Origin of the sequence: Actinomadura montaniterrae, from assembly GCF_008923365.1 — a bacterium.
Taxonomy (GTDB): Bacteria; Actinomycetota; Actinomycetes; order Streptosporangiales; family Streptosporangiaceae; genus Spirillospora; species Spirillospora montaniterrae.
In genome coordinates, this window is record NZ_WBMR01000254.1 from 1 (window position 1) to 12471 (window position 12471).

Below are 12471 nucleotides of genomic sequence, written 5' to 3' on the forward strand. Positions count from 1 at the left end.
CCCGCCGCGTCCGCCCACGCTCCGGGCAGCGGCTGCAGCCACTCGATCTCCGGCCGGGCCGGCCCGACCGGGCCCTCCGGATCGGGGGCCGGGGCGCCGAGCCCCGACGGCAGCGGCCGCCGGCGCCGGGCGCCGAGCCCGGTCAGGCACACGTTCGTCGCGATCCGGTGCAGCCAGGTGCGCAGCGACGCCCGGCCCTCGAACCGGTCGAACGACCGCCACGCCCGCAGGTACACCTCCTGGACGAGGTCCTCCGCCTCGTCCAGGGACCCGAGCATCCGGTAGCAGTGCACCAGCAGCTCGGACCGGTACGGACCGGTCAGCCGCACGAACTCCCCGTCATCGGCCATCGGCACTTCCCTCCACCGCTCTCACACCTGTACGGACCCGTGCGGAGCGGAAAAGGGACCGGCCCGCGGCCGGCGAATTTCAGCGGGACGCCGGCGCGGTCTCCGTGGCGGGGCCCTCCTCCAGCGCGGGGGCGTCCGGCGGGGCCTCCGGGACGACCGCCAGATCGGCGCGGAACCGCCGGTTGAGGGCCGCGCGGATCCGCGCCGTCCGGCTCCGGGCCCGCGGGCTCTCGACCCCGCCGGCCTCGGGCGGGACGTCCAGCGGGACCGCCGGGGACGGCCGCGGATCGGTGATCGCGGCCGTCCGCTCGGCCGGCAGGCGCCGCTCGACCTCGCTGTACCGGCCCTCCGGCGACCGCCGGATGACGCCGGTCTCCAGGCCGTGCTCGACGAGCGCGAGGTCGCGGTGCTGCAGCCCGACGCAGATCCGGTACGTGACGATGTAGGCCAGCACCGGGCCGAGGACGACCGCGAAGCGGAAGAACCACGTCGTCCAGAACAGCGGGACGTCGAACCGGTCGGCGATGACGTCGTTGCCGCCGGCCGCCCACAGCGCCCCGTAGAAGACGACGCCGCCCATGCCGGTCCCGGTGCGGGCCGGGACGTCGCGGGGCCGGTCGAGCAGGTGGTGGATCTGCCGGTCGCCGGTCACCCACCGTTCCAGGAACGGGTAGGCGGCGAGGCCGGTGAACAGCAGCCCCGGCACCACCAGCGCCGGCACGAGCACGCTCAGCGTCACCGTGTGGCCCCACGCGCTCACCTCCCACGCGGGCATGATCCGCAGCGCGCCCTCCAGCCAGCCCATGTACCAGTCCGGCTGCGAGCTCGCGCTGATCGCGCCCGGGTCGTACGGCCCGAACAGCCAGATCGGGTTGATCTGCACGAACGCCGCGAGCAGCACCGTCACCCCGATCACCCACAGGAACAGCGACGTCGTCTTCGCGACGAACACCGGGAAGAACGGGTAGCCGCGCACGGTCGTGTTCGTGCTGCCCTTGCCGGGGAACTGCGTGTGCGTCTGCCGCCACGTCAGCACGATGGCGTGCAGCGGGATCAGCGCCGCGAGGATCCCCGGGATCAGCAGCACGTGCACCACGTACAGCCGCGGGATGATGTCGGTGCCGGGGAACTCGCCCCCGAACAGGAACATCACCAGGTACGACCCGACCAGCGGGACCGACTCGGTGACGCCCTCCAGGATGCGGATGCCGGTGCCGGACAGCAGGTCGTCCGGCAGCGAGTAGCCGAACAGCCCGTTCAGCATGACCAGGATGAACATGGCGATGCCGATCAGCCAGTTCAGCTCCCGCGGCTTGCGGAACGCGCCGCTGAAGAAGTTGCGCAGCAGGTGGACGAGGATCGCGCCCATGAAGATCAGCGTCGCCCAGTGGTGGATCTGCCGGACCAGCAGCCCGCCGCGCACCTCGAAGCTGATCTTCAGGGTGGAGGCGTACGCCTCGCTCATCCGGACGCCCTTGAGCTGGGTGTAGGAGCCGTTGTAGACGACCTCGTTCATGCTGGGCTTGAAGAACAGGGTGAGGTACACCCCGGTGAGCAGCAGGATCACGAACGAGTACATCGCGATCTCCCCGACGAGGAAGCTCCACTGGTCGGGGAACGCCTTGCGCAGTGCCTTGCGCGCGAAGCCGGTGGTGCCGAGCCGCTCGTCGAGGGCGTGCGCGGCGGCGTCCACGCCCCGCGCCGCGCCCGTCCCGGTGCTCGGCATCGTGTCCGCCATCGACGCCGTCCTTTCGTCGGTCTGGACCGGTTCTGCGCATAAGACCGATCCAGCCCGGCGAAACGTGACATCGCGCGATGTGCCGCCCGTCACACAGCGGCGTTCTCAGGCGGCGAGGCTCAGACGGCGGGCGCCGCCCACCCCTCGCGGCGCCGGTAGCGCGGCAGCCAGCGCGCCCGGTACAGCACCCGGAACGGCGGCGGCAGCAGCCGCATCACCGCCCGGGCCGTCGCGTCGGGCGCCCCGTCCAGCAGCCACGGCACGAACGAGGCCAGCCCCCGCATGCCCAGCTCGCGGCGCATCTCGACGTCGAAGGTGCCCCACTCGAACGGGGTCAGCGCGCGGTGGATCAGCGGCAGCATCTCCGCCTCCTTGAAGTCCAGGAGGTCGTTCACCGCCGCCGGCAGCGCCCGCGCGTACTGGCGGAGGGCGCGCCGGTCGCCGTGCTCCAGCGCCGCGTCGACCCCGTCCAGCAGCGGGACGACCCGGAACGCGCGCAGCTCCAGCGCCTCGAACACGGCGGGACGCTCCCGGCCGCGCATCACCGCCCACAACGCGCGCTGCTCGGCGGCCTGCTGGGCCAGCCAGTGCCGGCGGAACATCGCCCATCCGCGGGCGACCCGCCCCGGTTCCGGCGCGGCGTCCGCGGCGGCGGCCGACATCCGGGCCATGTCCCGCCGGAACGCGTCATACGCGGCGTTCAGCATGGTCAGGTTGAACCGCCGCGGCGTGCTGCTCTCCGGTATGGCGCCCATGCCCCCTCCAAACCCTCCGTGCGACCCGTCACAGAGAAGATGGATCAGTGCCGCCGAACGTGACGCGATCCGGCGCCGGTCCGGTGTGACCTGCCCCACATCGCGCTCGTCCGGACGGGTGTTATAAGTCCATGTAATCACCCTTCCCCGCCGCGCCCCGCTGATGCGGCCACACCCCCGGGAGCCGCTCCATGACCGCCGGCCCAGGCGTCACCGCACGCACCGCGACGATCGCCGGGGTGTGGCGCCACCCCGTCAAGAGCACGGCGCCCGAGCCGCTCGCCGAGGCCGCGCTGACCGCGGACGGCGGCGTCCTCGGCGACCGCGCGTGGGCGCTGCGCGACGAGCGCCGCGGCGTGATCGCCGACGCCCGGACGCTGCCCGCCCTGCTGGACGCGGAGGCCCGGTACACGCGCCCGCCCACCCCCGCGGAACCGGGACCGCCCGTGGAGATCACCGTCCCCGGCCACGCCCCGGTGACCTCGGCGGACCCGGACGTCCACGAGCGGCTGAGCGCCGCGCTCGGCCGCGCGGTCACGCTCTGGCCGCGGCTGCCCGCCGGCGAGGACGCGCACTACCGCCGCCTCCCGCCCGAGGACGGCGACTGGGACCGCTACCTGCGCGAGTTCTTCGACGTCGCCGACGCGGCGGACGTCCCGGACCTGTCGCGGCTGCCCGAGGCCGTCACCACCCACCAGACGATCCCCGGCACCTACTTCGACGCGTTCCCCCTCCACCTGATCACGGACGTGACGCTGCGGACGCTGGGCGGCCTGAGCGGCGGCGGCCCCGCCGCCGCGCGCCGGTTCCGCCCGAACCTGCTGATCGCCGTCCCTGGCGACAATTCCGGGCCGTATCCCGAGCTGGCGTGGGCGGGGCGGCGGCTGCGCGCGGGCACGGCGGTGCTGCGCGTCACCGTCCCGACGCCGCGCTGCGTGATGATCAGCCACCCGGCGGGCGGGCTGCCGCGCGACCGGGAGCTGCTGCGCGCCGTGCACCGGGAGGCGGCGCACGACGCCGGCGTCTACGCGGCGGTCGAGGAGCCGGGCGTGCTGCGGCCCGGCGATCGGGTCGAACTTCTGCCGTGACCACGATCTTCGCGTAGCCTGCCGCCTGATGATTGATGAGCAGACGTCGGTGGGCTCCCGGCACGTCCTCTGCGTTCTCGGCACCGGGCTGGACCTCGGCGAGATCGAGGCGATCGCCGAGAAGGAGGGCTTCGAGCTCGACTGGGAGTACTCCGGGCCCGGGCCGGACCCGCGGATGCCGGCCGCGTTCGAGGCGTGCGGCGCCGGCGCGTCCTTCACCGCCCGGGACTGGGAGGCGGTGCGCGACCACGACACCGTCGCCTACCTGCTGTCGCCCGCGGCGCGTCCCGGCGTCGCGTTCACCGTCGCGCGCCGCACGCTCGCGCTGACCGCCGAGCTGCTGCGCTCCGGCGCCACCGCGGTGAAGAACGAGAGCAACGGGCTCGCGCACGGCCGCGACCGGTGGCTCGACCTCGCCTACAAGGCGTACGCGGGGCAGGAGGCGGCCGTCCCGCTGTACCAGGCGTGCGTCAAGCGGCCGATCACGACCGGCGCGCTGTACTTCAGCTGCGGCATGCACCTGCTCGGTGCCCCGGACGTCGAGCTGGACCACCCCGGCGACCCGCACCCCGACGACGTCCTCGACCTGATCGACGGGCTGGCGCTCTACCTGCTGATGGAGCAGCGGACGCGGGAGCTGCACGACGGCGAGACGTTCGCCCTGGAGGACGGCGCGGACCACTGGGTGCTGCGGCACGGGCCGTGCGACCGGTTCGCGGAGGACGACTTCTTCCACAACCCGCACGGCTACTGGCGGCTCACTCCAGGCTGACCGCTCCGGGCCGGCCGACCCGGGCCGTGAGCCACCGCTGGGCGATCCAGCGGCGCAGATGCCGCCGGGCCGCGCCCTCGCCGAGACCGGCCCGCGCCGCCGCCGCGTCGAGCGGCTCACCGGACAGGAGCGCGGCGAGCAGCGTGAACGCCTCGCCGGGCGGGCGGACGGTCACCACCCGGAAGTCGCGGCGGAACACGACCAGGTCGACCGGCCCGGGCTCGGGCGGTCCGGGCCGCGCGCCCCGGCGGACGGCGGAGTGGTACTCGTGCACGGCCGCGCAGGCCCGGAACACCCGCAGCCCGGGCGCGGCCGCCGCGGTCGCCGAGCCGGGCAGCTCCGCCGGCCACGGGGCGGGCGGCTCGTCCTCGGTGCCGGGACCGTCGTAGACCTCGGCGAACAGGCACTCGTACCGCACCAGGTCGATCATGAGGTCGATCCGGAACTCGCGCCGCGCGGCGGGCAGGTACCGGTCCGGGCGGTGCGCGGCCAGGTGCGCGGCGAGCCGGTCGTCCAGCCGCGCCAGGGTGTACGAGCGGGGCGGGCGGGCGTCGAGGTACTCGCCGGCGAACGCGTCGAACAGCTCCGCGCCGAGCAGCGCGCGCAGCGCCGGGTGCCGGTGCCGCATCACCTCCAGCAGCCGCCGCCGGCACCCGCGCCGGTACAGCTCGACACGCCGCTCCGCGCCCAGATCGGCAGGCCGCTCCGCGCCCAGATCGGCGGGGCGCTCCCTGCCCGGATCGGCGGGGGCGGCGAGCAGCGCGGCGGCGCGTTCCGGCCGGGCGGACGGCGCGGTGATCGCGTCCTGGAACCACTGCTGGACGGCCCGCAGCGACGGCGGCGCGTCCACGGCGCGCGCCTCACGCATCGGCCACCGCGGCACTCCCGGAGACCGTGCTTCCGGAGACCGTGCTTCCGGAGACGGTGCTTCCAGGGACGGTGCTTCCGGGGACGGTGCCGGCGTGCAGCCGCGCCTTGCGCAGCTCCTCCAGCAGGACGGGGAACGGCGGGATGTCCTCGTCCCACTCCAGCAGGGTCGGGACGGCGCCGGTCAGCGACGTCGCGAGCCGGTACAGCGCCCACACCGGCTCGGCCACCGGGCGGTCGTGGGTGTCGAGGAGGTGGTCGCCCATGTCGGCGTGCCCGGCCAGATGGATCTGCTGCACCCGGTCGTGCGGGAGCGCCCGGATGTACTCCTCGGGGTCGAAGCCGTGGTTGACGGAGGAGACGTGCACGTTGTTGACGTCCAGCAGCAGCCGGCAGCCGGACTCCTCGCACAGCCGGGCGAGGAACTCCCACTCCGGCATCGTGGCGTGCGCGAACCGCGCGTAGGTGCTCGGGTTCTCCAGCACCAGCGGCTGTTCGAGCACGTCCTGGACGACGCGGACGCGCCGGGCGATGTGCCGCAGCGCCTCCTCGGTGAACGGGACGGGCAGCAGCTCGTGGGTGTTCACGCCCGCCACGCCCGTCCAGGCCACGTGGTCGGAGATCCAGCGGGCGCCGATGTCCTCGGCGAGCATCCGCAGCCGGCCGAGGTAGTGCAGGTCCAGGGGGTCGGTGCCGCCGATCGACAGGGACACGCCGTGCATGACGACGGGGTAGCGCTCGGCGATCCGGTCGAGCGCGTGCCGCGGGTAGCCGGCGGTGTCCAGGAAGTTCTCGGAGATGATCTCGAACCAGCCGGCGTCGGGCCATTCGGCGAGGACGTGCGGGAGGTGCGCGGAGCGCAGGCCGAGGCCCAGGCCGAGCCGTGTCCCGCCGTCGCGCGCGGCGCGGACGGCCGGTGCGGTGCCGGCCGGGTGCGTCCGGTCCGCGCTGGTCGGGTCGGCGCGCGGGACCTGATGAGTCATGGGGCCTCCCACCGAGGGTGACGTCTCGCGGAACAAATAATCACAGGGAGTGACCGCAGGGGAACGGTAGGTTTCTGTCACCCGGAGGCGCCGCCGGCCTGCCGCGTCCGTGATCGGGAGGCGCGGCAGGCCGGGACGGGGCGGCGTGGGCCGGCCGGGCGGCGGGGCGCCATCGCCGCCCGGCCGGCCGGTCCCATCGGTCCTGTCGGGTCCGTCAAGTCACCGGGTTGTCGACCAGGTAGACCGTGGGGGAGGGGGCGCCGCAGGTCGCCGCGGCGGTGGACCCGCCGTCGAACGACAGGTCGGCGGCGGCCGACCCGAGCGAGACCGCGGTGCTCTTCGCCGAGGACGTCGGCGTGAACGGCCCGGCCGTCAGCGTGCCGTCGCTCGGCAGCGGCACCGTGATCTGCTTGTCGCGCGCCAGCGGCGTCTTCGGGATCGCGATGCCGCCGGCCGGGATGACGTTCTGGGTGGCGGGCGTCCCGCCCTCGACCGCCAGGTTCAGCGCCGTGACCTTGCCGGACGCGGACGTGTAGCCCTTGTCGATCAGCTTGTTCACGGTGCCCGCCGGGATCACCAGCGCGCCGCTCGCCTCGGTGAAGGAGAACGCGCTGCCGCGCTTGGCCACCAGCGGGATGTGCGCGCCGACCGCGATGCCGACGTCGAGGGTGTCGGCGCCGACCTTGCACGCGTACGGCGCGTTGATGATGCCGACCAGTTCGTTCGAGGCGGGTTCGGGGAAGTTCAGCGGCGCACCGGTGATCTTCGCCGGGGGCTGCCCGGCCGCGCCGCCGACCGCGATCGTCAGCAGCGCGTTGCCCGCCGACGGCTTGCAGTCGGCGGTGATCGGCAGGCTGAACCCGGCCGACGACTTCAGGTTCACCTCGGCGTAGGCGTGCTCGAACGCGAGCGTGACCTTGCCGCTGTTCGGCGCCGTGTACGGCCCGACGTCGAACGTCCCGGTGAGCGGCAGCCCCACCTTGAGCGGCCGGCCCGCCTGGATCGCGATGCCGTCGATCTCGAACGGCTTGCCCGCCGCGATGTTGATGCTGGACGGGGTCGAGTCGCTCGCTCCGATGCTCAGATCCGTGATCTTCGCGTCCGCCTGGTCGATCCCGAGGATCGGCGCCAGCGACGTCAGCCACGATGGGAACGTGATGCTGCCCGATCCCTGGGACAGGTAGAACTGCTGGCCCGGGCCGAGCTGGACGGGCGCGACGCCCTGCACGTCCACGTCGGTCGGCAGGTAGAACACCGGCAGCCCGCCGAGGCTGATCGTGCAGCCGATCGGCAGCTTGAACCGGCCGGTGTCCACCCCGACGGGCGGCACGTCCTGGGCCGGGAGCGCGTGCGCGGGCGGCGCCTGGACGAACGCGAGCACCGCGAGGGCGGCGCCCGCGCAGGCGGCGAGGGAACGCCGCAGCCGGCCGCGCCCGGCCGTCGCGGCGCCCGCCTGTCCGACTCTCATGGGGACTCCTCTCAGAAGTACGCATACGTACCTGTGGGTCCCGGACATGGTGAACCCGGGTCGCCGGCGCGGGATACGGAGGGTGATGCGGAAACGCCTCGGAGCGCTTAGCAACCGCCCATAGAAAGGCCACGCCCGGCCGCGTGGCCGGAGGACGGCAGCGCACTAGAATGCGCTGCATCGAACGACAGCGGCCCCCCGACGACGGCGCCTCCTCCGGCGGCCCGCGGTCCGGTGATCGGCGACCCGGCGGCCTCCGGCTGGCCGAGGTCTACGACCCGGCGCGTCCCGGCCTGCCCCGCGGGCGCAGCAGCCTGCCCGCGCCGGTCGTCCGCAAGGCGCAGCGGGAGCGGCTGCTCGGCGCGGTGATCTCCGCGGTCGCCGAGCACGGCTACCCCGGCACCACCGTCGCGATGGTCGTCGCCCGCGCCCGCGTGTCCCGCAAGGCGTTCTACGACCACTTCACCGGCCTGGAGGACTGCTTCCTCACCGCGCTCGCCGACGCCCAGAAGGTGATCCTGCGGGAGCTGATGAACGCGCCGAAGGGCCTCGGCGAGAAGCCGTCGCCGCTGGCCGTCCTGCAGGCGGGCCTGCGCTCGTACCTGACGCTGTGCGCGCGCGAGCCGGAGTACGCGCGCTGCATCCTCGTCGAGCTCCCCGCCGTCGGCCCGCGCGCGCTCAAGGGACGCAACAAGGCGTACGGAGCGGTCGCGGACGTGCTGCGGCTCTGGCGCGAGCACGCAGCGAAACGCCACCCCGAATGGCCGCCCGTCGAGGAGACCGCCTACCGCGCCGCGGTCGGCGCCATCGCCGAGCTGATCACCGCGCACGTCTGCGCCGGCGACGCGGCGGGCCTGCCCGCGCTGCACGGCCCGCTCACCGCGATCCTGCTGCGAATCCTCGCCGCGCCGCTCCCGTACGACGGCTGAACCGCCCTCCGGGGCCGTACGGTGCTGCCATGGGCATGGTGCACACGGTGGGGCTCGTCCTGCATCCCGAACGCGACTCGGAGGCCGCCGTCGACACGATCGTCGGCTGGGCGGGCCGGCGCGGCGGCGCGGTGCTGGGGCTGCCCGACGAGATCGGCCGGATCGACTGCAGCGCCGTGGCGGTCGAGGCCGCCGCGCTCGCCGAGCGCGCGGACCTGCTCGTCAGCCTCGGCGGCGACGGGACGATGCTGCGCAGCATGCGGCTGGCGGCCGGGGCGGCGACGCCGGTCCTCGGCGTCAACCTCGGCCGCCTCGGGTTCCTCGCCGAGATCGACGTGGACGGCCTCGCGGACGCGCTGACCAGCATCGACGAGCACCGCTACCAGGTGGAGCCGCGGATGGCGGTGTGCATGCGGCTGCCCGGCGGGCGGGTCGTGTCCGCCTTCAACGACATCGCGCTGGTGCGGATGCCGGGCGACGGCCTCGCGGCGGTGGAGGTGGCGGTGCAGGGCCACCCGTTCGTCCGGTACGCGGGCGACGCGGTGATCGTGGCGACGTCGACCGGCTCGACCGCCTACAGCTACTCCGCGGGCGGGCCGATCGTCTCGCCCGCCGTCGAGGGCTTCCTGGTGGTGCCGGCGGCGGCGCACTCGACGTTCAACCGCGCCGTCATGCTGTCGGCGGACGAGGACGTCGACCTGACGCTGCTGCCGACGTCGGGGACGCTGGCCGTGGAGGTCGACGGCGGGGTCGCCGCCGAGCTCAAGGCGGGGGACCGGCTGCGGGTCACCGCCGCCCGCGGCGCCGCCCGCGTCGTCCGGCTCGGCGGGACCACCTTCTACGAGCGCGCCCGCCGCAAGCTGCGCGTCAGCGGAAGCGCCGAAGCCGACTAGCGCCCCGGACGGTCAGAGCCAGCCGCGCTCGTCGGCGACGCGCAGCGCCTCCATCCGGTTGTGGGTCCCGGTCTTGGCGATCGCCGCGGACAGGTAGTTGCGGACGGTCCCCTCCGACAGGTACAGCCGCCCGGCGATCTCCGCGACGGCCGCGCCCGAGCGCGCCGCGTTGAGCACGTCGACCTCGCGAGGGGTGAGCGGCGAGTCCCCGGCCGCCAGCGTCGCCGCCGCGAGCGCCGGGTCGACGACGCGCTCCCCGCGCATCACCCGGCGGACGGCGTCCGCGAGCGCCTCCGCCCGCGCGTCCTTCACCACGAACCCGACGGCGCCCGCGCCCATCGCCCGCCGCAGGTAGCCGGCGCGGCCGAACGTCGTCAGGATCACCACCCGGCAGTCCGGCGCCTTCTCGGCGAGCACCGCCGCGGCGGCGAGCCCGTCCACGCCGGGCATCTCGATGTCGAGCAGCGCCACGTCCGGGCGGTGCTCCAGGACCGCGCCGACCACCTCGTCGCCGCGGCCGACGGAGGCGACGACCTCGAAGTCGTCCTCCAGGTCGAGCAGCGTCGACAGCGCCGTGCGGATGAGCTCCTGGTCGTCGGCGAGCAGCAGCCGGATCGTCATGCGCGCGCACCTTCCGCCGTCCCGACCGTCACCTTCAGCCGCCAGCCGCGCGGGCGGACCGGCCCGGCCTCCACGCCGCCGCCCGCCGCCGCGACCCGCTCCCGCAGCCCGGTGAGCCCGTTCCCGCTGGACGCGGGGGCGCCCACCCCGTCGTCCAGTATCTCCACGCCGGTCGGCGACAGCGTCACCGTGCAGCGGGACGCGTGCGCGTGCCGCACCACGTTCGTCAGCCCCTCGCGGACCACCCAGCCGAACAGCTCCTGGTGGGCGGGGTCGACCATCTCCGTCGCCGTCGGCAGGTCGGCGGCGACGCCCGCCGCCCGCAGCACCTCCCGGCCGCGGGCCAGCTCGCCCGCGAGGGACACCTGCCGGTACCCCGACACCGCGGCGCGCACGTCCGTCAGCGCCTGCCGGGACAGCTCCTCCACCGCGGTGATCTCCTCCGCCGAGCGGGGCGAGCCGCTCTCGGCGAGCCGCCGGGCCAGCCCGCTCTTGACCGTGATGACGGTCAGCGAGTGGCCGAGCAGGTCGTGCAGGTCGCGGGCGATCCGGGCGCGCTCGGCCTCCGACGCGAGCCGGGCCACCTCGGCGCGCGCCTCCACCAGCGCCTCGTTCGCTCTCGCCATCTCGGCGTACGCGTAGACGGTCAGGGTCGTGAACACGACCATCAGCGCGGTGAGCAGGTCGGGGCCGGTGTGCCACGGCCGCACCGCCCACGGGACGAGGAGGCTGGGCAGCGCTCCGGCCAGCACGATCACCGCGATGCGGCGGCGCACCATCAGGGCCGTGAACGCGGCGATGACCGCCCACAGGTAGAAGGCCAGGTTCCGGGCGAACGGCAGTTCCGCGACGAACAGCACGACCATGACGCCGTAGAAGGCCCAGAGCCGCGTCCGGTCCCGGCGCGCCACGGCGACGCCCGCGAGGACGTAGGCGACCGCGAACGCGCCGGCGATCGCGAACCCGGCCGCGGCGGCGGCCCCCGACGAGTACTGCGCCACCCCGAGGGCCGTCACCGACGGGTACACCAGCATCCCCGCCGCCAGCGCCGCCCGGCGCCAGCCGCGCGCCCACCGCTGCGGGTCGGCGCCGCCCTGCTCCGGCGGCGGGCCGCCGCCCGGTGGCCCCTGCACGGCGTCCTGCATGCCCGGCACGTTACCGGCCTCCCGTCGCCTCGTCCGCGCTCACCGTGTGCGTGCTCACTTGGCGGCGAACAGCGCCCGCATCCGGCCGCCGGCGGTGATCACGACGACGCGGAGCAGCAGCAGCCCGCAGACGGCCTGCTCGATCCGCATCCACGGCGGGAGGAACCGGGGCAGCGAGACGATCACGACGACGGCGACGACCATCACCGCCGAGAGGATCCGCAGCCGCCGGTACGCGCCCCGGGAGCCGCCGGCCGCGCGGCGCGCGAGCGCGAACGACAGCAGGGAGGCGAGGGCGACGATGCCGCCGCGCACCCAGACGTTGTCGTTCACCACCGAGGGGTGGTCGCGGAGCAGGTAGACGGCTCCCATCGTGAGCCAGCTGAGCGCGAGGTAGCCGCCGGTGAGCAGCTTCATCTCGCGGAAGGCCCGCATGGTCTGCGGGTGGCGGAGGTCCTGCGCGGTGCCGTTCTCGTTCTCGTCCATACCGGAAATGGTCCGCGCGGGGGCCCTTTCACCGGCAGTGAGATCGCCCATCAGCCGCCCATGACATTCGTCATGGGCCGGCCGTTCGCGGTGCGGACGCCGAGCGCCCGGAACAGGAACGCGGTGAGCTGGGCGGCGGCCGCGGACGCGCTCTCCCGCGCCGTCCCGGCGAGCTGGTGCTCGAACGCCCGGCCGAGCGCGGCCCGGATCGACCGCGCGTCGGGCTCCGGGGCCGCCCATGGCAGCGACCCGTCCGCGAGGCCCGCCGCGAGGATCTCGGCGATCAGCGCCTCCTGCTCGGCCACCGCGCGGGCGCGCTCCTCGGTGCAGCCGCGGGCGCGCGCCGCCTCGCCCGAGGCGAGCGCCAGCGCGCGGC

At 74.7% G+C, this 12471-nt stretch carries 13 protein-coding genes and 1 pseudogene; 4 read left to right on the forward strand and 10 right to left on the reverse strand.

All coding sequences use genetic code 11. The annotated features are described in order from the left end of the window. The 3 genes from F9B16_RS43760 to F9B16_RS43770 form a co-directional block, all read right to left on the reverse strand. On the reverse strand, window positions 1–350 hold a 350-nt coding region (locus F9B16_RS43760; protein WP_318839291.1), incomplete at its 3' end, for a sigma factor. 79 nt (window positions 351–429) lie between these two features. Continuing rightward, window positions 430–2088, reverse strand: a complete 1659-nt coding sequence (gene qcrB, locus F9B16_RS43765; RefSeq protein ID WP_225992472.1) for a cytochrome bc1 complex cytochrome b subunit — start codon at window positions 2086–2088, stop codon at window positions 430–432. Between the two features lie 119 nt (window positions 2089–2207). Continuing rightward, window positions 2208–2843: a hemerythrin domain-containing protein gene (locus tag F9B16_RS43770; protein ID WP_151546169.1), complete on the reverse strand. Its 636-nt coding sequence runs from the start codon at window positions 2841–2843 to the stop codon at window positions 2208–2210. 191 nt (window positions 2844–3034) lie between these two features. Between F9B16_RS43770 and F9B16_RS43775 the strand changes: the two genes are divergently transcribed. Together F9B16_RS43775 and F9B16_RS43780 are read left to right on the forward strand one after the other, a co-directional pair. Beyond that, window positions 3035–3931 carry an MOSC domain-containing protein gene (locus F9B16_RS43775; protein WP_151546170.1) on the forward strand — a complete coding sequence of 299 codons (897 nt, stop codon included), beginning with the start codon at window positions 3035–3037 and terminating at the stop codon, window positions 3929–3931. A 28-nt stretch (window positions 3932–3959) separates the two neighbouring features. After that, window positions 3960–4703, forward strand: a complete 744-nt coding sequence (locus F9B16_RS43780) for a DUF4261 domain-containing protein (protein WP_151546171.1) — start codon at window positions 3960–3962, stop codon at window positions 4701–4703. On the opposite strand, the gene F9B16_RS43785 is transcribed toward F9B16_RS43780, so the two are convergent. The 3 genes from F9B16_RS43785 to F9B16_RS43795 all read right to left on the reverse strand — a co-directional run bounded on the left by F9B16_RS43785 (window position 4690) and on the right by F9B16_RS43795 (window position 8021). Beyond that, on the reverse strand, window positions 4690–5571 hold the full coding sequence (locus tag F9B16_RS43785; protein ID WP_151546179.1) for an HvfC/BufC N-terminal domain-containing protein: 882 nt from the start codon (window positions 5569–5571) through the stop codon (window positions 4690–4692). The two genes, F9B16_RS43780 and F9B16_RS43785, sit on opposite strands and share 14 nt — an antisense overlap. Continuing rightward, a complete protein-coding gene (bufB, locus tag F9B16_RS43790; protein ID WP_192809286.1) occupies window positions 5564–6553 on the reverse strand; it encodes an MNIO family bufferin maturase in 990 nt (329 codons plus the stop codon). The genes F9B16_RS43785 and bufB overlap by 8 nt, the downstream gene beginning before the upstream one ends. Window positions 6554–6767: 214 nt before the next feature. Continuing rightward, window positions 6768–8021, reverse strand: coding sequence for a hypothetical protein (locus tag F9B16_RS43795; protein ID WP_151546172.1), 1254 nt, complete (start codon window positions 8019–8021; stop codon window positions 6768–6770). Window positions 8022–8191: 170 nt separating this feature from the next. Here F9B16_RS43795 and F9B16_RS43800 point away from each other — a divergent pair, with 170 nt between their 5' ends. Both F9B16_RS43800 and F9B16_RS43805 read left to right on the forward strand, forming a co-directional pair. Continuing rightward, window positions 8192–8950, forward strand: coding sequence for a TetR/AcrR family transcriptional regulator (locus F9B16_RS43800; RefSeq protein WP_151546173.1), 759 nt, complete (start codon window positions 8192–8194; stop codon window positions 8948–8950). 29 nt (window positions 8951–8979) lie between these two features. Beyond that, window positions 8980–9843: an NAD(+)/NADH kinase gene (locus F9B16_RS43805; RefSeq protein ID WP_151546174.1), complete on the forward strand. Its 864-nt coding sequence runs from the start codon at window positions 8980–8982 to the stop codon at window positions 9841–9843. A 12-nt stretch (window positions 9844–9855) separates the two neighbouring features. Here the strand turns inward: F9B16_RS43805 and F9B16_RS43810 are convergent, their stop codons facing one another. From F9B16_RS43810 to F9B16_RS51750, 4 genes and pseudogenes are all read right to left on the reverse strand, one after another. Further along, entirely contained in the window at window positions 9856–10464 is a 609-nt protein-coding gene (locus F9B16_RS43810; protein WP_151546175.1) for a response regulator transcription factor, read from the reverse strand. Beyond that, window positions 10461–11609: a sensor histidine kinase gene (locus F9B16_RS43815; RefSeq protein ID WP_151546176.1), complete on the reverse strand. Its 1149-nt coding sequence runs from the start codon at window positions 11607–11609 to the stop codon at window positions 10461–10463. The genes F9B16_RS43810 and F9B16_RS43815 overlap by 4 nt, the downstream gene beginning before the upstream one ends. A 54-nt stretch (window positions 11610–11663) precedes the next feature. Continuing rightward, window positions 11664–12095 carry a hypothetical protein gene (locus F9B16_RS43820; protein ID WP_151546177.1) on the reverse strand — a complete coding sequence of 144 codons (432 nt, stop codon included), beginning with the start codon at window positions 12093–12095 and terminating at the stop codon, window positions 11664–11666. A gap of 50 nt (window positions 12096–12145) precedes the next feature. Further along, window positions 12146–12471 (reverse strand): annotated as a pseudogene (locus F9B16_RS51750) (hypothetical protein); the annotation flags it as partial.

What these genes read in the sequence shown, in the direction of transcription:
- qcrB (WP_225992472.1), bottom strand. Translation starts at nt 2,088, where the DNA reads ATGGCGGACACGATGCCGAGCACCGGGACGGGCGCGGCGCGGGGCGTG.
- F9B16_RS43770 (WP_151546169.1), bottom strand. Translation starts at nt 2,843, where the DNA reads ATGGGCGCCATACCGGAGAGCAGCACGCCGCGGCGGTTCAACCTGACC.
- F9B16_RS43775 (WP_151546170.1), top strand. Translation starts at nt 3,035, where the DNA reads ATGACCGCCGGCCCAGGCGTCACCGCACGCACCGCGACGATCGCCGGG.
- F9B16_RS43780 (WP_151546171.1), top strand. Translation starts at nt 3,960, where the DNA reads ATGATTGATGAGCAGACGTCGGTGGGCTCCCGGCACGTCCTCTGCGTT.
- F9B16_RS43785 (WP_151546179.1), bottom strand. Translation starts at nt 5,571, where the DNA reads ATGCGTGAGGCGCGCGCCGTGGACGCGCCGCCGTCGCTGCGGGCCGTC.
- bufB (WP_192809286.1), bottom strand. Translation starts at nt 6,553, where the DNA reads ATGACTCATCAGGTCCCGCGCGCCGACCCGACCAGCGCGGACCGGACG.
- F9B16_RS43795 (WP_151546172.1), bottom strand. Translation starts at nt 8,021, where the DNA reads ATGAGAGTCGGACAGGCGGGCGCCGCGACGGCCGGGCGCGGCCGGCTG.
- F9B16_RS43800 (WP_151546173.1), top strand. Translation starts at nt 8,192, where the DNA reads ATGCGCTGCATCGAACGACAGCGGCCCCCCGACGACGGCGCCTCCTCC.
- F9B16_RS43805 (WP_151546174.1), top strand. Translation starts at nt 8,980, where the DNA reads ATGGGCATGGTGCACACGGTGGGGCTCGTCCTGCATCCCGAACGCGAC.
- F9B16_RS43810 (WP_151546175.1), bottom strand. Translation starts at nt 10,464, where the DNA reads ATGACGATCCGGCTGCTGCTCGCCGACGACCAGGAGCTCATCCGCACG.
- F9B16_RS43815 (WP_151546176.1), bottom strand. Translation starts at nt 11,609, where the DNA reads ATGCAGGACGCCGTGCAGGGGCCACCGGGCGGCGGCCCGCCGCCGGAG.
- F9B16_RS43820 (WP_151546177.1), bottom strand. Translation starts at nt 12,095, where the DNA reads ATGGACGAGAACGAGAACGGCACCGCGCAGGACCTCCGCCACCCGCAG.